This is a genomic window from Telluria sp. LT2P80 (assembly GCF_059685955.1).
On record NZ_JCASIO010000003.1, the window covers coordinates 460,062 to 481,595 of the forward strand.

General features: G+C 65.2%; 18 protein-coding genes. 4 read left to right on the forward strand and 14 right to left on the reverse strand.

The annotated features are described in order from the left end of the window. Positions 1-10 precede the first annotated feature (10 nt). Entirely contained in the window at positions 11-1,207 is a 1,197-nt protein-coding gene (locus tag AC56LW_RS11270) for a pyridoxal phosphate-dependent aminotransferase (RefSeq protein WP_499634266.1), read from the forward strand. 13 nt (positions 1,208-1,220) lie between these two features. On the opposite strand, the gene AC56LW_RS11275 is transcribed toward AC56LW_RS11270, so the two are convergent. Continuing rightward, positions 1,221-2,138: a LysR family transcriptional regulator gene (locus tag AC56LW_RS11275; RefSeq protein ID WP_499634268.1), complete on the reverse strand. Its 918-nt coding sequence runs from the start codon at positions 2,136-2,138 to the stop codon at positions 1,221-1,223. A 182-nt stretch (positions 2,139-2,320) separates the two neighbouring features. On the opposite strand from AC56LW_RS11275, the gene AC56LW_RS11280 reads away from it, so the two are divergent. Continuing rightward, positions 2,321-2,836, forward strand: a complete 516-nt coding sequence (locus tag AC56LW_RS11280; RefSeq protein ID WP_332533374.1) for a VOC family protein — start codon at positions 2,321-2,323, stop codon at positions 2,834-2,836. 81 nt (positions 2,837-2,917) lie between these two features. Here the strand turns inward: AC56LW_RS11280 and AC56LW_RS11285 are convergent, their stop codons facing one another. Continuing rightward, positions 2,918-3,322, reverse strand: coding sequence for a hypothetical protein (locus tag AC56LW_RS11285; protein ID WP_499634270.1), 405 nt, complete (start codon positions 3,320-3,322; stop codon positions 2,918-2,920). Between AC56LW_RS11285 and AC56LW_RS11290 the strand changes: the two genes are divergently transcribed. Beyond that, complete coding sequence (locus tag AC56LW_RS11290; protein ID WP_499634272.1) at positions 3,322-4,695, forward strand: serine hydrolase domain-containing protein; 1,374 nt, start codon at positions 3,322-3,324, stop codon at positions 4,693-4,695. The genes AC56LW_RS11285 and AC56LW_RS11290 overlap by 1 nt on opposite strands. A gap of 55 nt (positions 4,696-4,750) precedes the next feature. Here the strand turns inward: AC56LW_RS11290 and AC56LW_RS11295 are convergent, their stop codons facing one another. From AC56LW_RS11295 to AC56LW_RS11320, 6 genes are all read right to left on the reverse strand, one after another. Continuing rightward, the gene (locus tag AC56LW_RS11295; RefSeq protein ID WP_499634274.1) at positions 4,751-5,902 is read right to left on the reverse strand and encodes an MFS transporter; all 1,152 of its coding nucleotides are present in this window, start codon (positions 5,900-5,902) and stop codon (positions 4,751-4,753) included. Beyond that, positions 5,892-6,425, reverse strand: a complete 534-nt coding sequence (locus tag AC56LW_RS11300; protein WP_499634276.1) for a TetR/AcrR family transcriptional regulator — start codon at positions 6,423-6,425, stop codon at positions 5,892-5,894. Before AC56LW_RS11300 ends, AC56LW_RS11295 begins: the two co-directional genes overlap by 11 nt. 106 nt (positions 6,426-6,531) lie before the next feature. Further along, entirely contained in the window at positions 6,532-7,827 is a 1,296-nt protein-coding gene (locus AC56LW_RS11305; RefSeq protein ID WP_499634278.1) for a hybrid sensor histidine kinase/response regulator, read from the reverse strand. A gap of 9 nt (positions 7,828-7,836) precedes the next feature. After that, on the reverse strand, positions 7,837-9,303 hold the full coding sequence (locus AC56LW_RS11310; RefSeq protein WP_332533368.1) for an ATPase domain-containing protein: 1,467 nt from the start codon (positions 9,301-9,303) through the stop codon (positions 7,837-7,839). Beyond that, positions 9,303-9,686, reverse strand: a complete 384-nt coding sequence (locus AC56LW_RS11315; protein ID WP_499634280.1) for a hypothetical protein — start codon at positions 9,684-9,686, stop codon at positions 9,303-9,305. Before AC56LW_RS11315 ends, AC56LW_RS11310 begins: the two co-directional genes overlap by 1 nt. Before the next feature lie 113 nt (positions 9,687-9,799). Then, entirely contained in the window at positions 9,800-10,033 is a 234-nt protein-coding gene (locus tag AC56LW_RS11320; protein WP_499634282.1) for a hypothetical protein, read from the reverse strand. On the opposite strand from AC56LW_RS11320, the gene AC56LW_RS11325 reads away from it, so the two are divergent. Beyond that, the gene (locus tag AC56LW_RS11325) at positions 10,005-11,801 is read left to right on the forward strand and encodes a DUF885 domain-containing protein (RefSeq protein ID WP_499634284.1); all 1,797 of its coding nucleotides are present in this window, start codon (positions 10,005-10,007) and stop codon (positions 11,799-11,801) included. The two genes, AC56LW_RS11320 and AC56LW_RS11325, sit on opposite strands and share 29 nt — an antisense overlap. Positions 11,802-12,038: 237 nt before the next feature. Here the strand turns inward: AC56LW_RS11325 and AC56LW_RS11330 are convergent, their stop codons facing one another. From AC56LW_RS11330 to smc, 6 genes are all read right to left on the reverse strand, one after another. Beyond that, positions 12,039-12,524: a hypothetical protein gene (locus AC56LW_RS11330; protein WP_499502739.1), complete on the reverse strand. Its 486-nt coding sequence runs from the start codon at positions 12,522-12,524 to the stop codon at positions 12,039-12,041. Beyond that, positions 12,524-13,060: a peptide deformylase gene (gene def / locus AC56LW_RS11335; RefSeq protein WP_499634286.1), complete on the reverse strand. Its 537-nt coding sequence runs from the start codon at positions 13,058-13,060 to the stop codon at positions 12,524-12,526. Before def ends, AC56LW_RS11330 begins: the two co-directional genes overlap by 1 nt. Then, the gene (gene galU / locus AC56LW_RS11340; protein ID WP_332533362.1) at positions 13,057-13,950 is read right to left on the reverse strand and encodes a UTP--glucose-1-phosphate uridylyltransferase GalU; all 894 of its coding nucleotides are present in this window, start codon (positions 13,948-13,950) and stop codon (positions 13,057-13,059) included. Before galU ends, def begins: the two co-directional genes overlap by 4 nt. Positions 13,951-13,959: 9 nt before the next feature. Then, a complete protein-coding gene (ligA, locus tag AC56LW_RS11345; protein WP_499634449.1) occupies positions 13,960-16,287 on the reverse strand; it encodes an NAD-dependent DNA ligase LigA in 2,328 nt (775 codons plus the stop codon). 40 nt (positions 16,288-16,327) lie between these two features. Beyond that, the gene (locus tag AC56LW_RS11350; protein WP_499634288.1) at positions 16,328-17,770 is read right to left on the reverse strand and encodes a cell division protein ZipA C-terminal FtsZ-binding domain-containing protein; all 1,443 of its coding nucleotides are present in this window, start codon (positions 17,768-17,770) and stop codon (positions 16,328-16,330) included. 194 nt (positions 17,771-17,964) lie between these two features. Beyond that, positions 17,965-21,477, reverse strand: a complete 3,513-nt coding sequence (gene smc, locus AC56LW_RS11355; protein ID WP_499634290.1) for a chromosome segregation protein SMC — start codon at positions 21,475-21,477, stop codon at positions 17,965-17,967. Between the last annotated feature and the right edge of the window lie 57 nt (positions 21,478-21,534).

A 21,534-nucleotide genomic window follows, 5' to 3' on the forward strand; every position in this document is an offset into this window, starting at 1 on the left:
TCCGGCCATCATGTCTTCCAATTCCCTCGACACCAATCTGCAGGTCGCACAGCGCGTGCACGCCATTGAACCGTTTCGCGTCATGGAGATGGTCAAGGCCGCTGCGCTGCTGCGCCGCGCAGGTCACGACATCATCAGCATGAGCGTCGGCGAGCCCGATTTCACGGCGCCCGACATCGTCGCCGATGCGGCCGTGGCCGCGATCCGCGGCGGCGTCACCCAATACACCGAGTCGCTCGGTCTGCCCGAGCTGCGCACCGCCATCTCGGGCCACTACGCGGCCACACAGGGCCTGACCATCGATCCACGCCGCATCGTCATCACCGCCGGCGCCTCGGCCGGCCTGCTGCTGGCCTGCGCCGCACTGGTCGGCCAGGGCGACGAGGTCCTGATGCCCGACCCGTCGTACCCGTGCAACCGCCATTTCGTGACCAGCTTCGGCGGCACACCGATCCTGGTGCCCTCCTCGTTCGAGGACCGCTACCAGCTCGGCGCGCACCATGTGCACGAGCGCTGGACGGCGCGCACGCGCGGCGTACTGGTGGCCTCGCCCTCGAATCCGACCGGCACATCGATGACACCGGCGCAGCTGCGCGACATGCTCGCTGCCGTGCGCACACGGGGCGGCTTTGCCATCGTCGACGAGATTTACCAGGGCCTGTCGTACGACCACGTGCCGGTCAGCGCGCTGGCGCTGGACCCGGATGTCATCACCGTGAACAGCTTCTCGAAATACTTCAACATGACCGGCTGGCGCCTGGGCTGGCTCGTGGTGCCCGACAGCCTGGTGCCCGTGTTCGAAAAGCTCGCCCAGAACCTGTTCATCTGCGCGCCGACGATCGCCCAGCATGCGGCGCTGGCCTGCTTCCAGCCCGAAGCGCTGGCGATCTTCGAAGCACGCCGCCAGGAATTCCAGCGCCGCCGCGACTATCTGGTGCCCGCCTTGCGGGCTCTTGGGTTCGGGGTGCCGGTCATGCCCGACGGTGCGTTCTATGTGTACGCCGACGTCACCGCGCTCGACCATCCGCTGCGTGGTGACAGCGCGGCGCTGAGCATGGCGCTGCTCAATGACGCGCACGTGGCGATCGTGCCGGGAGATGACTTCGGCGTGGCAGCTCCTGCGCAGCATGTGCGCTTTTCGTATGCGACGAAGTATGACCGGATCGAGGAAGCGGTGGCGCGGCTGGCGCGGCAGCTGGGGCGCTGAAGGCCCGGCACCGTCAACCCTCGGACACCGGCGATGCTGCGACCAGGTCGATGAAGGCGCGCAGCGGCGCCGGCATGCGTCGGCTCGGGAAATACAGCTTGGGGCCATCGAATCGTTGCCACCACGTTGTCAGGACAGGCTCGAGACTGCCGTTCTCGAAATACGGATCGAGCCAGTTCCTGAAAGTGCAGATCAATCCATGCCCGGCGCGCGCCAGTTCGATAGCGGCAGCGGCTGCATCGACGCCGATGATCAACCGGCTGGCCGGATCGACGGTGATTTTTTCGCCATCGCGCTCGAAGTCCCAGGCAGTGAGCGCGCCGCTGGCAAAACGCAGGCGCACGCACTGGTGCCCCATGACGTCGCGGGGATGCTCGGGGTGGCCATGCGCCCGCAGATACGCTGGCGCCGCGGCCAGTGCCAGCTGCTGGTAGCGGGGACCGATGGGCACCGCAATCATGTCCTTCGCAAGATGTTCGGGATAGCGGATGCCGGCCGCACAACCCTGGGCGATCGTATCCGTCAGCCGGTCGTCCACGACCAGCTCCACGCGCACTGCAGGGTGCGCGGCAAGAAAGCGGTCGATCAACGGCGGCAGGATATCGACCATGACCGAACCGGCCACATTCAGTTTCAGCAATCCGGTCACTGACGTCGACGCGGTGCTGATCTCTTGCAGGGCAGCGCGCGTCTGGGACAACAAGGGGCCCAGGCGGGCTTCCAGCTCGCGCCCTGCTTCGGTTGGCGTCACGCTGCGCGTGTTTCGGGTCAGGAGGGGCAAGCCAAGCTGCTTTTCCAGACGCGTGATGGTGTCGCTGACATTCGACGGCGCCAGCCCCAGCCGTTTCGCGGCGGCCCGGAATCCCTTCGCATCGCACACCGCAATAAATACGGCAAGATCGTCCAGGGATGGCGCGCGATTGTTCTTCATGGCGATCAGTCTATTCTGAAACCACCGTCTTATCAAACTGGCTGGCCGCTTCTACACTGGTTTGCGCCGGATACGACCGCTCGACAGGCGGCGTATCCAGGCGCCCAGTGATCGCTGGAGAGAATGTGCAAAGAGCGTCGTTCTTCTAGATGATCCGTTTTCGAACCTTTTGAAAGAACCCCATGCCAGCATCCAACGACGCCACGTCGACCAATCCAACGAGCCCGTTTACCTCATGGCGAGGCGACCATGTCGGACTGCGCGTGCCGGACTTTGAAGCCGCTGCAGCCTGGTACACCGGCACGCTCGATTTCCGCCTGATGCGCACGATGGCACTGGGTGAAAAGACACTGGCTTTTCTTGCCCCTGCTGCTGACGACGGTTTTCGCATCGAGTTGATTGCGGGGCCCGGCTGCGCGCCGCGTCCCGGGTACGACCAGCTGATCGATACCCATGCGGTCGCCGGATGGCACCATCTGTGCCTGCGCGTCGAGGATGTCGATGCCGCGATCGGTGAACTGAGACGTCGTGATGTGAGGATTGTCAGCGAACCGCGCGACGCACCCGGACTGGCGCTGCGTTTCGCTTTTTTCAGCGATCCATGGGGCAATCTGATCGAACTGACGCAGCCTCTGTTGAACATTCAAGCTGCAAATCAACCTGAATCTCCGGGTCAAGGCACGAATGCTTTGCCCTGAAAAAGGCTTGAGCTGGGCATAGCCGATAGTCATGGCCGACATCGCCTGATCATGTCACGCCATGTTCAGGGAGCGGCACGGCTATTTGCGCTGGGCTGTCGCACTGCAGATCGTCAAAATGGCACCAGACAGCAAAATAGCCCGAAGTGCGCTGACGTCGCCGGCATAAACACAAACGACTACACCAGCCGCTGTCGCGGCCATTACTCGCGGCCATCGCTGATTGGAAAGGCGGAAAGCGAGATAGAGTGCGGTCATGCCAATCAGGCCAACTGAAGCAATCCAATACCAGGAAACGTCTTGCATATTGCTCCGTTTAATTTTCTGCAGCCCGTCATGAATATTCAGGCTGGGTTTATCCGCGAATAAGGTCTGCAGTCCAGCACGTCCATCCCGTATTATGCCATCTTCAAAAGGCGGCCCATTGGTACCATTCCAAGCCGTTTGTAATGCCCGCTGTTTCCACTCAAAGAGGTGAATGCACAATGCGCATATCGATTTCAGTCGTCCTGCTGGCCGCGTTCTCGGCGGGTACAGCCCATGCCGACGCCCTTGACGCTGCCATTGAACGCATGATGCTGGCACGTCAGGTACCGGGTCTGGTGGTGGTCGTGGTCAAGGACGGCAAGATCGTGCGTGAACGGGGCTATGGCCTGGCCAACGTGGAGCACCGCGTGCCGGTCACGCCGGACACCGTTTTCCAGTCCGCGTCGACCGGCAAGACGTTCACGGCTGCATTGGTGCTGCTGCTCGAGAAAGACGGCAAGCTGACACTCGACGACCCGATCTCGCGCTACCTGGACAACACGCCGATCGCCTGGAAGGGCATCACGATTCGCCACCTGCTCACGCACACGTCCGGCCTCGGCGACCCCTACACGAAAATCGACCTGCGCAAGGATTACAGCGATGATGAACTGATCGCACTGGAGGCGTCCTTGCCCCTGTTATCTGCCCCTGGAGAGCGCTTTGCCTATAGCAATGCCGGCTACCACCTGCTCGGCTTCATTTGCAACCGGGTTGGCGGTAAATATTTCGGCGACCAGCTTGAAGAACGCATCTTTGCGCCGCTTGGCATGACGACCGCGGGCGTGATCAGCGAATCGGACATCGTACCGGGCCGCGCCGCGGGCTACGAGCGGATCGACGGCAAGCTGCAGAATCAGCGCTGGGTGGCGCCCAGCCAGAACCGCACTGCCGACGGCACGATCCAGCTGAGCGCCCGCGACCTGGCGCGCTGGAGCATGGCGCTCGACGGCGATGCCGTTCTCGATGCCCATGCCAAGGCCGCCAGCTGGACGCCGGCGCGCCTGAATGACGGCAGCAGTGCTCCCTACGGCCTGGGTTGGTACGTGGGCCGCCAGCAGGGCCACCGTGTTGTCCAGCATGGCGGCGCCTGGCAAGGCTTCAAGGCAGCCCTCGCGCGCTACCCCGATGACCGCCTCACGGTGGTAGTACTGGCCAATTCGGCCGCTGCACGCCAGGGCAAGATCGCGGACATGATCGCCGCGCACTACGTGCCCGCACTGGCTGATCCGCGCCCGCCCGCCATCGCAGACCGCGCGCCTGCCGACACCGCCGGCGCGCGCAAGGTGATTGGCGAGCTGGCTGCAGGACAGATTCCCGCAGGCCTGTCCGAAAGCGAACGCGGCCGATTCAATCAGCGATGGGTCACGCAGATTGCCACCGAGTTCCGTGATTACGGGCCATTACGCAACGTCGACGTGCTGGCACGCAGCAGCGAAGGAAACGGCAAGCAGGCACGCTATCGTTTTCTGTTCGAGAACGAGACCGTGCTGGTGGCGCTGGAGCAAGACCGCGACGGGCTGATCAAGCAGCTGGGCGTCTCGCTGGAATAGCCTCCCGGCGTGGGCAACGCGCAGAATTGGCACACGCCTGGTTTGGGAATGAACGTCAAGGCGCAACAAAGGCGTTATCCGCAGAGTGCCATGGACGAATACAACCCGACAGCAAAGCCGCCCCTGCAAAGACAGGCAACGCAATGCCCACGCCCCAACCGGTCAACAATGCGCCAAACAATGGCGATCCCGCGCTCTGGCCTGCGGCGAGAATCAGAAACGGGATACCCAGTCCCAGATCGGGCCGATCCGGAAGCAGCCGGATGCCCTGGATCAGAAACGCGCCGGTCGACGTGATATACGAAGCGCCGAACAGCGCGACGCTGATGAAAGCGAATGCCACCGAGACCGACGTGAAGGACAGGCCAATCATCCCCGCCGCCATGCCGGCCAGGGAAACCCAGTGAACCCGCACGAGGCCGAACCGCTGCACGAAGACGCCGGTCATCGCGCCAGTTACGCCAGCCAGACCAAGCGCCACCCAGATCCAGGCGATATCGGTTTGCGTGAAGTTGAATTCGTCCCGCAACAGGCTGCCGCCGAATGTCCAGATTGCAGTACTCGACAAGCCCATCAAAAAGCTGCCCGTGCAGAGCGCCAGCATGCCGGGGCGCTTAAAGATGGCAAATGAAATGGGCTCGCTCGCGGTGCGTTCGTGCCCCGTTGGCACGGCATACAACACCCACACCGCGACTGCGCAGCTGATTGCCGCAAACAGGATATACAGTTCGCGCCAGCCACCGAATGCGAGCAGGCTCGCCAGGCCTGAAAACACGATGCCCGCTGCGGTGCCCGCATTGATGATGGCATTGGCCTTCGGCCGGTGTGCATCGTCAAATTGCAATGACACCGCCGTCGCCAGTGGCGGCGAGGTCAGGCCGGTACTCAGGCCTGCCAGCGCGACACCCAGTCCCAGGACTACCCCGCTCGTGGACAACGTGATGATGACCATGCCGATGGTCGACGCCAATCCGGCGGCAAAGGCAAGCGCCCGTGGCGAGCACACACGGTTCAACGCGAAGGTGATGCACACGCCAATGCAATACGCGACGAACGCGCTGCTGCCGATCCAGCCCGTGGTGCCGATATCGAGGGATAGCTCAGTGCGTATCTGCGGCAGCAGCAGCCCGAAGACAAAGCGCGCGAGCCCGTACGAGACGGCAGTCAGCGCGAAAGCCGCCGCCAGCAGGTTGACGTTATGCTTCACTGTGCTTGCCAGCATGGCCCATCAGGGATTTGGCGGCAGCCCTGGCAGCGCGAATCACCGCCGTATTGTCCAGGCTGGCGATGGCCGTGGCGCCTTCGAACAGGATCCAGATCTGGGACGACAGCAGCGCATCGTCATGCCCCAGCGCGTGCTTGACGCGCCTTGCAATCTCCTTGAAAAACGCGGCTTTTTGCCCGCGCACCAAAGCCACGATGTCATCGTTGGCGCCCCGGTACTCATTGCCAGCACGCAGCAGCAAACAACCCGAAGCACCGAACTCGGCCGACCATTGTTCGAGCGTATCGAACAGCGATTCAACGGTACCAATCTCTGCGTCGTCATGATTCAGGAGATCCATGAATGCCGCATGCCGCGATTCGAGCGCTGCCATGACCAGCCCATCGCGCGAACCGAAGTGCTTGTAGAGCGTGCGGGTGGATGCGCCGACCGTGGCGCCGATGTGATCAACGCCGATGCCGCGCAAGCCTTCCCGCGCGAACAGCTGTGCTGCAGCTGCAGCCATGTCAGTTTTCTTGTCCATGGCCCAAGTGTACAACGATCGTTTTACATGTCAAGCGTGCAGGGTCTGCACGTGATCTGTTTCATGATGCATGGGGAATGAAGTCTATTTACGCTGAGGCGGCCGACACGCCAGCCAGCGCCTCGACGAGCGTCGCCGGCGCCACCGGCTTGACCAGGTAACGATCGAACCCGGCGGCCAGCGCGCGCGCGCGGTCACTCGGTTGGCCATAGCCCGACAGCGCCACCGTCAGCGGCCGCGGGACCGGTTGCGCGGCGCGCAGGCGCGTCATCAGCTCCAGGCCATCGATGCCGGGCAGGCCGATGTCGCAGACGATGGCGTCGAAACGTCCTTCGAGTGCGAGTGCCAGGCCGGCGTGCCCCTCGGCCGCGATCTCGACCTGGTGGCCCTCGAGCTCGAGCAGCATGCGCAGCACGTCGGCGGCGTCGCCATTGTCTTCAATGACCAGGATGCGGCGCGTGTTGCTGGCCGCATGCGATGGCGCAGTGGTGGGAGCAAGCGGGGCAGCGGCTGACGATTGCGGCAGCCTCACGATGAAGGTGCTGCCCTGCCCCGGGCCGTCGCTGCCGGCAGTCACGCTGCCGCCATGCATGCTCACCAGATTGCGCACGACGTTCAGGCCCACGCCCAGTCCGCCCTCCGAGCGCGCCAGCGTGCGCGGTCCCTGCGTGAACAGCTCGAACGCGCGCCCGATGGTCTCGTCCGACATGCCAGCGCCATTGTCGGCAATCGTGACCGCGATGCCCTCGCCGCAGCGCACGCAGACGGCAACGCGGCCACCATCCTGCGTGTACTTCGAGGCGTTGTTGAGCAGATTGGTGAAGACCTGCGTCAGGCGCACGCGGTCACCGTCGACGACCAGATTGCGCTCGTCGTGGGTGATCGTGAGGCTCTGCCTGCGCTCGCGTACCCGTGGCATGATCGTCTCGGCGGCGTGTTCGAGCACTTCGGCCAGGCGCAATGGCTCGATCGCCAGCGTGATCTTGCCGCTGCTCAGGCGCGCAGCATCGAGCAGGTCGTCGAGCAGGCGCGCCATATGGTCCACCTGGCGCTGGATCACGGCCGTCAGGCGCGCCAGCGGTAACGAGGCGACCGGGCCCCGTTCGAGCAGGCCTGCCGAGACGCTGATCGGTACCAGCGGATTGCGCAGTTCGTGCGCCAGCATGGCAAGGAACTCGTTCTGGCGCCGGTTGTTGTCCTCGGCGTCGTCGCGCGAGGTTTGCGCATCGACCGCCGCCAGCACCAGGTGTTCGTTGGCCTCGCGCAGGCTGTCGGCCAGCGCCGTGCTGGCTGACAGCTCGCGCCGCAACTGCGCGTTCTCGCGCTCGAGCTGCGCGAGACGGCTCTCGGCCGTGACGGGTTTGTCGCCAGGAAGCGCCGGCATGGAAGTCACTCAGGTGGCGCCGCGTGTGGTCGGCAACCCGTGCAGCACACCCTCGTGCGCGGTGCTGATCGCATCGATGTGGATGCCGGCGTCGTCGATATGGAATTCGCGCAGGTCGTGACTGTGGCTGCTGCCGCGTACCTTGACCACCGAAATGAACCGGCGCAGCTGGCCGGCGCTTTCGCCAAAGCGCATCAGCACGACCGCATCGGTCAGGTAGGCGATTTCGGACTGGCTGAAGCGCAGATGCGTGAAGTCGTCGTCCATCCCCATCGTCACCAGCACCGTGACGTTGCGCTTGACCAGCGACGTGAGCATCTGGAACACGGTGGAGCGCAACTGGTTGCGCCCTTCCGGCGCCAGGTACAACGACAGCTCGGACAGCGAATCGACCACCACCCGGCGCGCACCGGTGCGGTCGATTGCTTCGTTCAGCGCCTCGAGTACCTCGTCGACCGTCAGGTCGATCATCCGGCTTTCCAGCACCACCACGTCGCCCGCGTCCACCATCGCAGCCAGTTCGGCATTGCGCAAGCGCGATGTGCCTTTCTCGAACGACAGGGCCACGCCCTTCTCGCCCTGGCGCACGCCCTCTTGCAGGAAACGCGTGGCCAGGATGGTCTTGCCGCAGCCGCTGGGGCCGGTCACCAGCAACGAATGCCCCTGCGGCAGGCCGCCATGCAGCAGTACATCGAGGTCGCGCGTGCCGGTCGGAATGCGCTTGTGATCGCGGTCGGTCGGCGCGCCGTCGTGATGGTCGTGGGCCAGCGGCGGCAGCATGCGTGGGTAGACGCGGATGCCGTCGCTGGTAATACGGAAGGTGTGCGAGCCGTTCATGTGGGCCTGGCCGCGCATCTTCACCACGCGCATCTTGCGCACCACCGAATTGTCGTCATGGACGGGCGTCAGCGAGATCATGCCGTCGGCCACTGTCATGATCGGACTGGCCTCGGCATCGCTGTTGGCATATTCGCCGATCAGGAAGGTGGTCGCTTGCCAGCTCGTCATGCGCGTGCCGAGATCCTGGATGAAGTGCTGCAGGTCGGCCACGCCCTCATTGCCGCTGCGCGCCGTCTGCGCGACCGAGCGGAACGAATCGACGAACACGAGGCTCGGTGCGAAGTCTTCGACCTCTTTCATCATGCGCGCCAGCACGGTGCTGAAGTCGCCAGCGCGCAGGTCTTCGGCCAGGTTCACGTAACGCACCACAGTGCCGACCTTCTGCATGTCGAAGAAACTGTACTGCTGCTGGTAGCGCAGCATCTTCAGCGGCGGCTCGCCCAGCACGGTGAAGAACAGGGCGCGCCGCTCGGTGGTCGCGAGGGAGAACATGATCTGGTGCGCCAGCGTGGTCTTGCCTGAACCCGGTGGCCCGGCGATCAGGTTGAACGAAAACTCGCTCAGTCCACCACCGAGCAGGACATCGAGCCCTTGCACACCAGTGCTCAATTTCCCAAGTGATACTTTGTCGCTCATTAGTTGTGATCCTGTACTTTCTTCTCTTCTCCGTCAACTGCCGCGGCATCGAGCAGGCGCCGCGCAAGTGCGTGCCCGATCAGCGACGCCAGCAGGTTGGTAAACGTCTGGAGCAGGGCCGCATGGGCCGCTTGTGCGAGGTCGGGTGCAACGCTGGCGAGCATGTCGTCCAGCGCGTCGATTTGGGCGGCGCGGGTCTGGCACGGCGCAGTCGTGGCCAGCCATGTGTAATCGGGACCGACGAGGCGCAGAGCCCGGCCATACAGCGCGCAGAAACCGTTGTCGCCAATGAGTGGGCCCAACTGGTCGGCTAGACGCCGCCAGGACTGAATGAGTAACAGGTGCTCGACAGAGCGGCCGGGATCACCCTTACTCGTCATCATGTCTGGATCGAAAAGCAATTGCGGCCGTTATCATCATGAAAGGTCCATGCACGCTGCGGTGCGGATTGGTCGTACGCCCGCGTCGTGTGGTGCCCGGCGATAGGTTGGCAACATTATATCGTGGCTTTCGACCGTTTCTTTTGAAAGCCCATGTAGATGGTGGGGACAAAGATGGCGTGGAAGCCGACCCGCAGCCCGTCAATACGCGGTGACGAGGCGGCTTGCATGCAGTAGGCATTCCCGGCATTCCCCGCTAAGATGGCATGCGCCGGGCGAACATGCTCCCGAGCATCATGCACATTCATGGATTGGGATTCAATGGAAAAGAAGAAGCTCAGCGCCGTCATCTCGACGGCCTTCGTGGTAATGGGATTGGCTATGGCGCCAGCAGCAGCGATAGCGGCGGTGCCTGCAGCGGGCAAGGCTGCGCAGGCAACGCCAGCCGATGTGCGCTTCAAGGACATCTATACGCGGGAATGGAAGTGGCGCGTCGCCGAAAAGCTCGAACGCGATGAGGATGCACCGGACGCGAGCCGCGGCTTCGCCCGGGTCGACGCGCCAGCGCAGGAAGCGCGCCGCGTGTACTGGGCCGGCATCCTGAAACAGCTCGATGCGATCAAGCCCGCCAGCCTGTCGCCAGCAGAGCGCATCAACTTCGCCGTGTATCGCGCGCAGATTGCCTCGCTGCACGACGCCCAGGTATTCCGCGAGTTCGAGCAGCCGGTCAATGCCGACAGCGCGTTCTGGACCGGCGTTACTTACAGCGCGCGCCGCCCGCTCAAGACCACGCAGGCTTACCGCAACTATCTTGACCAGCTTGAAGGCATCCCCGCCTACTTCGACGAAGAGATCGGCAATATGCGCGCGGGCCTCGCGCGCGGCTTCACGCCGCCGAAGGTCACGCTGGCTGGCCGCGAAAGCACACTGCTGTCGGTGACCGAGGCCAGGACGCCGCAGGACACCGTGTTCTACGGCCCGTTCAAAGAGATGCCGTCGACCATGCCCGCGGCCGAGCAGGAAGCGCTGCGCCGCCAGGCCGTCGCCATCATCGCCGGCAAGGTACAGCCGGCGCATGCCAAGACCCTCGCCTTCTTCCGCGACGAATACGTCCCAAAAGCCCGCACCACGCTGGCCGCCCAGGACATGCCGGGCGGGAAGGATTACTACCAGTCGAAGATCGTCGAATTCACGACGACCAACCTGACGGCCGACCAGATCCATGCGATCGGCCTGGCCGAGATGGCAAAGATCCGCGCCGAGATGCATGACATCATGCGGCAGGTCGGGTTCAAGGGTGACCTGCAGGCCTTCCTGCAATTCCTGCGCACCGATCCGCAGTTCTATGCCAAGACGCCCGCAGAGCTGCTCAAGAGCGCGGCGTGGACCGCCAAGCGCTTCGACGCCAAGGCCGACCAGTACTTCGGCCACCTGCCGCGCCGGCGCTTTGCGATCGTGCCGGTGCCGGACGATCAGGCACCATTCTGGACGGCGGGCCGCGGCGGGCCAGGCATGTATTGGGTGAACACGTATAACCTGCCGGCGCGCCCGCTCTACAGCCTGCCGGCCTTGACGCTGCACGAATCGGCGCCGGGCCATGCTTTCCAGATTCCGCTGGCGCAGGAGCAGAAAGGCGTACCACCGTTTCGCCGCGCGTACATCTCGGCCTATGGCGAAGGCTGGGCACTGTACACCGAGCGCCTGGGCGCCGAGATGGGCATCTATGAGACGCCGTATGAAGTGTTCGGGATGCTCAGCTACCAGGCCTGGCGCGCGTCACGCCTCGTGGTCGATACCGGCGTGCATGCGAAGGGCTGGACGCGCGAACAGGCGCAGGCCTACCTGATGGAGAACACAGCGCTGTCGAAGCACGAAGTCGAAACCGAAGTGGATCGCTACATCTCGTGGCCGGGCCAGGCGCTGTCGTATTACCTGGGCCAGATGGCGATTCAGGAAGCGCGCGCGCGGGCCGAAAAGGCGCTGGGGCCGAAGTTCGATATCCGCAACTTCCACGACACCGTGCTGCACATGGGATCCGTGCCTCTGCCAGTGCTGCAGCAGCGGATCGACGCATTCATCGCCGATGGCGGACCGAGTCCGTATCCGAAGGAAAGCTGATCGCTCCGGCGCTGAACGCGTGAACGGCACAGCCGGGGTCAGGTCTGACATTCGGACACGGCCTCAGCGTTTGCCTTAGCAAAGCCGGGGTCAGGTCTGACATTCGGACACAGCCTCAGCCTTAGCCACTTCCATTAGTGTCTTGCATGGCATTAGCATCGCCCCGGCCAGCGAGTTTCGGCTACCTGACTGTTGAGATCGTGTCCGAATGTCAGACCTGACCCCCGCTTTTTGCATTTATCGTTGGAACAGTTTGAACTTGAGCTGGAACGAGATACCGCCGTACAGGCGGTCTTTGTAGTTCGGGATGATCCCGACGTTCACGCCCACGCGCTCGTACTCGTAGGTCAGCGTCGGGATCACGCCCGGGAACCAGCCGCCGTCGCGCGTCTTCGGGTAGCCGTCGAACGCCGCCAGCGCCAGGCCCACCCGCACCGGTCCGACTGCGTATGGCTGCCAGATCACGCCTGCGTAGTTCGACCAGGCGCGGTCGCTGTTGTAGAAGCGCCCGCCGGTGGCGGCCAGCGTGCCGCTGAAGCGGTATTCGAGCGCCAGGCCCTTGTTGTTATTGTTCAGGTCCTTGTCGCCGTCGAAGTGGGCCGTGTAAAAGCCCGTGTCGATCCACAATTCGCTTTTTGGCGCCGGGTCGATCTTCGTGAAGAAGTCGGCGCCGTGCGCCAGCGGGGCCGCGCCCAGGAGCGCCAGCAGATAAAGGGTGCGCATCAAGCGTCGGCTTTCTGGTCAAGGTCAGGGAACATCACGTCGGTGAAACCGAAGCGGTTGAAGTCGCGGATACGCGACGGGTACAGGATGCCCAGCAGATGATCGACTTCGTGCTGCACCACGCGCGCATGGAATCCTTCGGCGTCAACGGCGATGCGCTTGCCGAACTGGTCGAAGCCTTCGTAATGCAGGCGCGCGTAGCGCGGAACGCTGCCGCGCAGGCCCGGTATCGACAGGCAGCCTTCGACGCCTTCTTCCATCGCTTCGCCGATCGGCGTGAGCACGGGATTGATCAACACGGTTTCCAGCACCGGCGGCGCGTCCGGATAGCGCTGGTTGCTGGCGAAGCCGAAGACCACCAGTTGCAGATCGATGCCGATCTGCGGCGCGGCCAGGCCCACGCCTTTGGCCGCATGCATGGTCTCGAACATGTCTGCCACCAGGGCGTGCAGCTCGGGCGTGTCGAATTGCGTGACCGGCGGGGCCACGCGCAGCAGGCGCGGATCGCCCATGCGCAGGATGGTTCGTACGGTCATTGCGCCCCCTCTCCTGCCAGCAGCGCGGTCAGCGACGCGCGGAAGCCTTCGGCGGTCTCGGGGTGTTTCAGGCCCATGGCCGTCATCGCCTGCAGGTAACCGAGTTTGGAGCCGCAGTCGTAGCGCTGGCCGGCGTAGCGGTAGGCCAGCACGCGCTCGGCCTGCATCAGCGCGGCGATGCCGTCGGTCAGCTGGATTTCGCCGCCGGCGCCCTTGCCGATCGTCTCGAGGTAGCCGAAGATCGATGGCGACAGCACGTAGCGGCCAACGACGGCCAGCGTCGACGGGGCATCGGCCGGCTGCGGTTTCTCGATGATGTCGGACACCAGTTCGAGGTTCGGACGGTATGGCGAAGCGCTGACAATCCCGTACTGGCGCGTCTGCTCGCGCGGCACGTCCTGTACGGCCAGGATGCTGCTGCGCTCATACGTGTAGAGGTCGGTCATCTGCGCCAGCACCGGCTTGTGGCCGGCGGCCGTGTCCATGAAGTCGTCGGCCAGCAGGACGGCAAATGGATCGTTGCCCACCACCGGCCGCGCGCACAGGACGGCGTGACCGAGTCCCAGAGGTGACGACTGGCGGATGTAGATGCAGTTGACGTTCTTCGGAATGACATTGCGCACCGTCTCGAGCAGCGCCTGCTTGCCAGCCGCTTCCAGTTCGGCCTCGAGCTCGTAGGCGGTGTCGAAATGGTCTTCGATCGCGCGCTTGTTGCGGCCCGTGATGAAGATCAGCTCCGTGATGCCGGCGGCGACCGCCTCTTCGACCGCGTACTGAATCAGCGGCTTGTCGACGATCGGCAGCATTTCCTTCGGCTGCGCCTTGGTCGCGGGCAGGAAGCGGCTGCCAAGGCCGGCCACAGGAAATACGGCTTTGCGGATCAGGGTCATCGGGTTCAGTCAGGTTGGGGATGATTGGCCGAGCAGCGCGAGCAGCGCCGCTTCGTCCAGGATCGCGACGCCCAGTTCTTCGGCCTTGGCCAACTTGCTGCCCGCCTCCGCACCGGCCACCACGTACGAGGTCTTCTTCGATACCGAGCCGGCGATCTTGCCGCCGGCCGCTTCGATCAGCGCGCCGGCCGCGTCGCGGCTCATGGTCGGCAGCGTCCCGGTCAACACGAACGTCTTGCCGGTCAACGGGCCTTCAGGCGCCGGCGCGGCTTCGGGCACCGCATCGAGCAGTTCGCGCCGCATGGCCGCCAGCGCCGTCACCAGATCGCGGTTGGCCGCGTCCGCCAGCCAGCCTTCGAGCGCGCTGGCCACCGTGGCCGGCAAGCCGAAGGTCCCGAAGTCGGTACGTGTGGCGATGGCGTCCAGGGTCTGGCCCGCGGCGATGATCTGGCGCGCGCGCGGCTCGGTCAGTTTCGGGATGTCCAGCGCGGCCAGCAGCTTGATCTCGTCGAGCTTCTCGCGCAGCTGGGCCTTGGGTGGATGCTCACCCTTGGGCGCCACGCCGGCCGCCAGCAAGGCATCCAGCGCAATCTGGTTTTTCTGTTCGGCGAAGAAGTCGGCGATCGACTGCGCCACCGTGCCGCCGATATCCGGCAGCACGCGCAGCAGCGCGGCCGGAGCGCGGCGCACCAGCGCCAGGCTGCCGAGATACTCGGCCAGTGTCTTGGCGGTGGACTCGCCAACATGGCGGATGCCCAGTGCGAACAGCAAGCGTTCGAGCGGCGGCGCCTTGCTGGCGGCAATCGCCGCCAGCAGATTGTCGGCCCATTTGGTCGGCACCTTGCCCTGCCGGACGGTTTCCGGGGTTGCAGCGTCGGCCTCGTCGGCCAGGCGCTTCATCTTGAGCAGGTCGTCCTGCGTCAGCTTGTACAGGTCGGCCACGCCGGTGACCAGGTCCGCCTCGACCAGACTGTCGATGTAGCGGTCGCCCAGCCCTTCGATGTCCATCATGCGGCGGCCGGCGAAGTGGCGGATCGCCTCTTTGCGCTGCGCGGCGCAGGTCAGGCCGCCGGAGCAGCGCGCGACGATTTCGCCTTCTTCGCGCACGACGTGCGAGCCACACACCGGGCAGGTTGCCGGCAAGGTGTACACCGGAGGTTCCGGCGTCGGGCGGCGTTCGAGCACCACACCCAGCACCTCGGGAATCACGTCGCCGGCGCGGCGCACGATGACGGTGTCGCCCACCCGCACGTCCTTGCGCCGCACTTCGTCTTCATTGTGCAGCGTGGCGTTGGTGACGGTCACGCCACCGACCGATACGGGCAACAGGCGCGCGACCGGCGTGATGGCGCCGGTGCGGCCGACCTGGACCTCGATCGCCTGGACCGTGGTCAAGGCTTCTTCGGCCGGGAATTTATGCGCCAGCGCGAAACGGGGCGCGCGCGAAACAAAGCCCAGCGTACGCTGATCGTCCAGCCGGTCGACTTTGTAGACGACGCCGTCGATCTCGTACGGGAGCGACGCGCGGCGCTCGCCGATGTCGCGGTAGAACCCGAGCAGGCCATCGCGGCCAGTGACCACCTGGCGTTCCTTGGCGACCGGCAGACCGAGCGCATCGAGCCAGTCGAGCATGGCCGAATGCGATACGGGCAGCGCATCCTGCGCAGCTTCAAGCTGGCCGACGCCATAGGCGAAAAAGCGCAGCCGGCGCGCACTGGTGATGCGCGCATCTAACTGGCGCAGGCTGCCGGCGGCAGCGTTGCGCGGATTGGCGAATTCCTTGTGGCCGGCGGCGCGCTGGCGTTCGTTCAGGCTCTCGAAGTCGCGCTTGAACATCAGCACTTCACCACGCACCTCGAGCACGGCCGGCACGGCCTCGCCATGCAGGCGCATCGGGATCACGCGCACGGTGCGGATATTGGCAGTGACGTCCTCGCCCGTGTAGCCGTCGCCGCGCGTGGCAGCCTGCACGAAGCGGCCGTTTTCGTAGCGCAGGCTGATGGCCAGGCCGTCGAATTTGAGTTCGGCGTTGTAGGCGACCTCGCGCGTCTCGAGCCCTTCGCGCACGCGGCGGTCGAAGTTGTCGACATCCTCGTCGGCGAAGCCGTTATTCAGCGACAGCATCGGCACTGCATGCGTGACCTGGTCGAATTCGGCGATCGGCGCATCGCCCACGCGCTGGGTCGGCGAATCGGGCGCGATCGCTTCGGGGTGCAGCGTCTCGAGCGCGGCCAGCTCGTGGTACAGGCGATCGTACTCGGCGTCCGGAATCGTCGGGGCGTCGAGCACGTGGTAGTTGTAGCTGGCGCGGTTCAGTTCCGCGACCAGCCAGGCCATCCGGGCCGGGGCATCAAGTTGCTCGGTCACGGCACGGTCCTCAGGAGAACAGGCGCAGTGCCCGGGTCGAACCGGCGGCGATGTCGGCGGCGTCCATTTCGGCGTAGAACTCGACTACCTGGCCCTTGATGTCGTCGAGCGCTTCGGCTTCGAGCGGCTGGTTGCCATCGTCGACGATGGTCGCGTCCAGGCGCTGCGTCAGTGCGCGCGCGGTATCGACCATACGGCCGAAGGGATCGCGCGCCGGGGCCACGCACGGGACGTCCAGCAGCAGCGTCAGGCGCGACGTGGTGTCGGCGCCCAGCGTGACGTTGGTCGAAAGCGTAAACAGCACGCTGTTGCCCGGGCCGTCGCGGTCCGGCATCGCAAAGCGCCCGTCCGGCCGGACGTCGAAGCCCGCGCTCTCGAGCGCGCCGATCAGCGTGGACATCGCCCATGGCGCGCCGTTGGCGGCCAGGTTGACGCTCAGCTGCGCGTCGTGACCGGCGACGAAACGGTGCAGCGTGCGTGCTTCGCTCATCACTTCGATCATGTCGGGCACGTGCGGCTCGGCGCCGATGTCGTCACCCACTGCGCGCAGGCGCGTGACGAGTTCGGAGTATTCGAGCTCATTCAGCGCCGTGGTGCGCGTGGCCATCTGGACGCCCGCCTGCAGCTTGGTGTACACGCCGCCGTGCACGATCGGTTCCCACTCGCCGCTGACGGCAAAGCCGATGTAGTGGATTGGCTTGTTGCCCACGCGGCGCAGGCCGTGCAGCGTCGGCAGGATCTTGTCGCCGCGGACCGGCGCTTCCAGCGCCAGCGGGATCATGCAGTCGATCAGCGGATCGACCAGGCATTCGGCCAGTTCGGCGGGTGGCATGCCAGGACGGGTGCCCGGAAGCGATGCGGCCACGGCATCCTGCGCGGCGGTGGAACCGGCGGCGCGGTAGGACGGCGGCGCGACGGGTGCGGCTGGTGCGGCTGGTGCGGCTGGTGCGGCTGGTGCAGCCGGCACAACTGGCGCGGATGGCATCGCCGGCGTGACTGGTGCAGGTACCGGCTTTGTTACAGGCACAGGGGTTTCTTCGGCTGCTGGCGCGGCAACCGGCGCCGGCGCCGGCGTATCGCCCAATACCGGCGCATCGAGCTGCGGCTCGGGCTTGGTGTCGGCGACCGTGAACGCATCTGCATCGAGCGTCGGCTCGTTCACGCGCGTGTAGGTGAATTCGGTGTCCTTCACGGGCGCGGCGGCGCCGGGGACAGGCGCCGCTGGCGGGGTGTCTGGCAGTGTCGCCGACGGCACGCCGAGATCGAACATCGGCTCGCTGCGTTCGGCCGCCGGCGCGCCTTCGCCGGTGCGCATCAACACGTCGTCGTGGTCCGATGCGAACGCGCGCTCGACGCTTTTCCTGGCCTTGTACTCCTGCCATTTGTTGTAAGTGACGACACCGACGACGAACACGCCGCCGGCTGCGATCAGGCTCATTTGGAGATCAGTCATGCTGCTTGTGCCTCAATAGCGAAAGTCGCGCCGGACGCACGGTCCTGGTCTTGCCGCGAACTGGGTGATTCAATCGAAATGCCACGTGTGCGGGCAGTCCCCACGCGAAGGCATGCAATGATACCAACTCCCCCGCGTGAATGTCATTTATTAGCATTCTGACACGGGCAGTGCCGCACGCGAAGTCCGCACGCTCACGCGGCGACGAGATCCGCGGCCGCTTCCATGTCGACCGCGACAATCCGCGAGACGCCCTGCTCCTGCATCGTCACGCCGATCAACTGGCTGGCCATCTCCATTGCGATCTTGTTATGCGAGATGAACAGGAACTGGGTGTGTTCCGACATGCGCTTGACCATGCGGCAGAACCGCTCGGTGTTGGCGTCGTCCAGCGGCGCATCGACTTCGTCGAGCAGGCAGAATGGCGCCGGGTTCAGGCGGAACATCGAAAACACGAGCGCCGTCGCGGTCAGGGCTTTCTCGCCGCCCGACAGCAGATGGATCGTCGCGTTCTTCTTGCCCGGCGGTTGCGCCATCACCTGCACGCCCGCGTCGAGGATCTCGTCGCCCGTCATCACCAGGCGCGCATTGCCGCCACCGAACAGGATCGGGAACAGCTCCGAGAAATGCCCGTTCACGCGGTCGAACGTGTCTTGCAGCAGGTCGCGCGTTTCGCGGTCGATGCGCCCGATTGCGTCTTCCAGCGTGGCGATGGCTTCACTCAGGTCGGCATTCTGCGAATCGAGGAAGTGCTTGCGCTCGCTGGCCTGCGCCAGTTCGTCCACCGCCGCCAGGTTGACGGCGCCCAGGCCGGCAATGGCATTGGTCAGGCGCGTGACTTCGCCCTGCAGGAATTGCGGCTTCAGATCCGGGGCGAGCTTGGCCTGCAACTCGGCCTCGTCGGCACCGGTGGCGGCCAGCGCTTCGGCGAACTGCTCCTGGTTCAGGCGCGCCGCCTGCTCCTTCAGTTGCAGCTCGGTGATGCGGTCGCGCTGCGGCTGCAGGCTGCGCTCGGTCTGCATGCGCGACTCTTCGGCCGTACGCAGTTGCTGCGCGACCTGATCGAGTTCATGGCGGGCCGCTGACAATGCCGCCTCCTGCGTCGTGCGCTGGTCGAGCAGCACCTGCAGGCCTTCGTGGGCGCTCCCGCTTTCGAGCGCTGCCAGTTCCAGGCGCGCCTGCGCCAGACTGGTGCCAACCTGCTCGGCCTGCGTGGCGGCGGTGGCGATCGTGCGGCGCAGTTCGTCGATGCGGCTGCGCTGTGCGCGCTCGGCGAACTGCGCTTCCTGCGCGCCGCGTTCCAGGTCGCGCAGGTGTTCGCGCGCGCGGGCCAGCGCCTGCTCCTGGTCCTGGAACGCGGCCTGGTCGTCTTCGCTCGCTTCCTGCAGTTCGGCCAGTTGCATCTCGAGTTCTTCGAACGTTTGCTCCGCTTCCACCTGCGCCTGGCGCTGTTCGGCCTCCTGCGCCGCGATCTCGGTCAGGTCGGCCGCAATCTGGCCGCTGCGCTGGTTGAAGCGCGCTTCGATCTCGCTTTGCTTGAGCACCTCGATCTGCAGTGCGTGTACTTCGCGCTGCAGGGTCGCGACGCGGGCGCGCGCATCCTGCACACGGCGCGCCAGATCGAGAACGGCGGCGTCGGCGCGGGCGGCGCGCTCGCGCGCCTCATTCGCCAGCAGCGCCTGCGCACGCACCTGCTTGTCGGTGTTGTCGATCTCGTGCTGGCGCGCCAGCATGCCATCCTGCTCGGCGTCGGGCGCATGGAAGCGCACGCTCGCACGCGTGATCACGTGCCCCTGGCGCGTGACGAAGCTGGCGCCATGCGGCAGGCGGGCGCGCGCGTCGAACGCTTCCGATGCATCCTGCGCGATATACACGCCGTGCAGCCAGTCGTCGAGCACACCGCGCACGCCAGCGTCGTTGATGCGCAGGAGGCTCGCGAACGGCGTCAGGCCGGCCGGTGCCGCATCGCGCGCAGCACCCGGTTGCGGCGCATACAGCGCCAGGCGCGCCGGTGGCGGATCATTGAAAAAGGCCTTGGTGGCGTCGAGGTCAGACACGTCGAGCGCGCCGGCGCGTTCGCGCAGCACGGCTTCGAGCGCGGTTTCCCAGCCCGCCTCGACATCGAGCTGCTGCCACAGGCGCGGCAAGTCGGCCAGCGCGTGCTTCTGCAACCAGGGCTGGACCTTGCCTTTGGTTTGCACGCGGTCCTGCATCTGGCGCAGCGCGGCCAGGCGCGCTTCGAGCTGCGTGTTGGCGGCGCTCTCGCGCTGGACGTCGCCGTTGGCCTGGCGGCGCTCGGCTTCGACGGTGTCCTGGCGTGAGGTGGCGTCGTCCAGCACCTGCGTCTGTTCTTCGAGCGCCAGCTGCTGTTCTTCGAGCTGGAAGCGCAGGTTGTCGAGCGTGGCGCTGTCGGGCAGGTTCAGCGTATTGCGCTCTTGCTGCAGGCGCTCGCGCCGCACGACCAGGTTGGCCAGGATGCCGCCGGCATTGCGCCCGTGGGCGGACGCCAGCTCGATGCGCTGCTGGACCGCCATGATGCGCGCGCGCGCCGCATTGGCCGCATCCTGGCCAGCGCGCCAGGCCGCTTCGAGTTCGGGCAGGCGCTCGCCATGCACTTCGACCGCGATCTGGGCGCCTTCGGCGCGCGCGGCCAGTTCCTCGAGCTGCATCTCGGCTTCTTCCTGGCCTTCGCGGTGTTCTTCAGCCTGGGTTGCCCAGCCATCACGCTGGGCGCTCAGCGTAGCGATCTGGTTTTGCAGGCGCGTGCGCGATTCGACGACGAACTTGATCTGCGCTTCGAGGCTGCCAATTTCCGCATTCACGCTGTAGAGCGCACCCTGCGCCGTATGCAGGCGGTCGCCCGCCGCGAAGTGCGCCTGGCGCAGGTGTTCGAGGTCGAGCTCCACGCCGCGCAGTTGCGCGGTCTGCGCTTCGAGCCCGGTCTGCGCGTCTTCGATCTCGCGGAAGAACCGCACCTGCTCGGCGTTGGCGTCGTTCTTGCGCAGCAGCCAGAGGAGCTTCTGCTTTTCTTCCTGGTCGGACTGCATCTGCTGGAAGCGCCGCGCGACGGCCGCCTGGGCTTCGAGTTTTTCCAGATTGGCGTTCAGTTCGCGCAGGATGTCTTCGACCCGCAGCAGGTTTTCGCGCGTGTCGGACAGGCGGTTTTCGGTTTCGCGCCGGCGTTCCTTGTATTTGGAGACGCCGGCTGCCTCTTCGAGGAACACGCGCAGTTCTTCGGGGCGCGATTCGATGATCCGCGAAATCATGCCCTGGCCGATGATGGCGTAGGCGCGCGGGCCCAGGCCCGTGCCCAGGAAAATGTCCTGGATGTCGCGCCGGCGCACCGGCTGGCCGTTGATGTAATAGGTGGAGGTGCCGTCGCGCGTGAGCGTGCGCTTGACAGCGATCTCGGCGTACTGCCCCCACTGACCGGCGGCCTTGCCGGCGTTGTTGTCAAACACGAGTTCGACCGACGAGCGCCCGGCGGGCTTGCGGTGCGTGGAGCCGTTAAAGATCACGTCCTGCATCGACTCCCCGCGCAGCTCGGAGGCCTTGGATTCGCCCAGCACCCAGCGCACGGCGTCGATGATGTTCGACTTGCCGCAACCATTGGGGCCGACCACGCCGACCAGCTGGCCGGGCACCTGAAAATTGGTGGGATCGACGAACGATTTGAATCCCGACAATTTGATGGAAGAGAGGCGCACGTTGCGTGGGAGAAGAAGGTAGCGAAGAAGCGATCATCATACCATCGCCGGGATGGC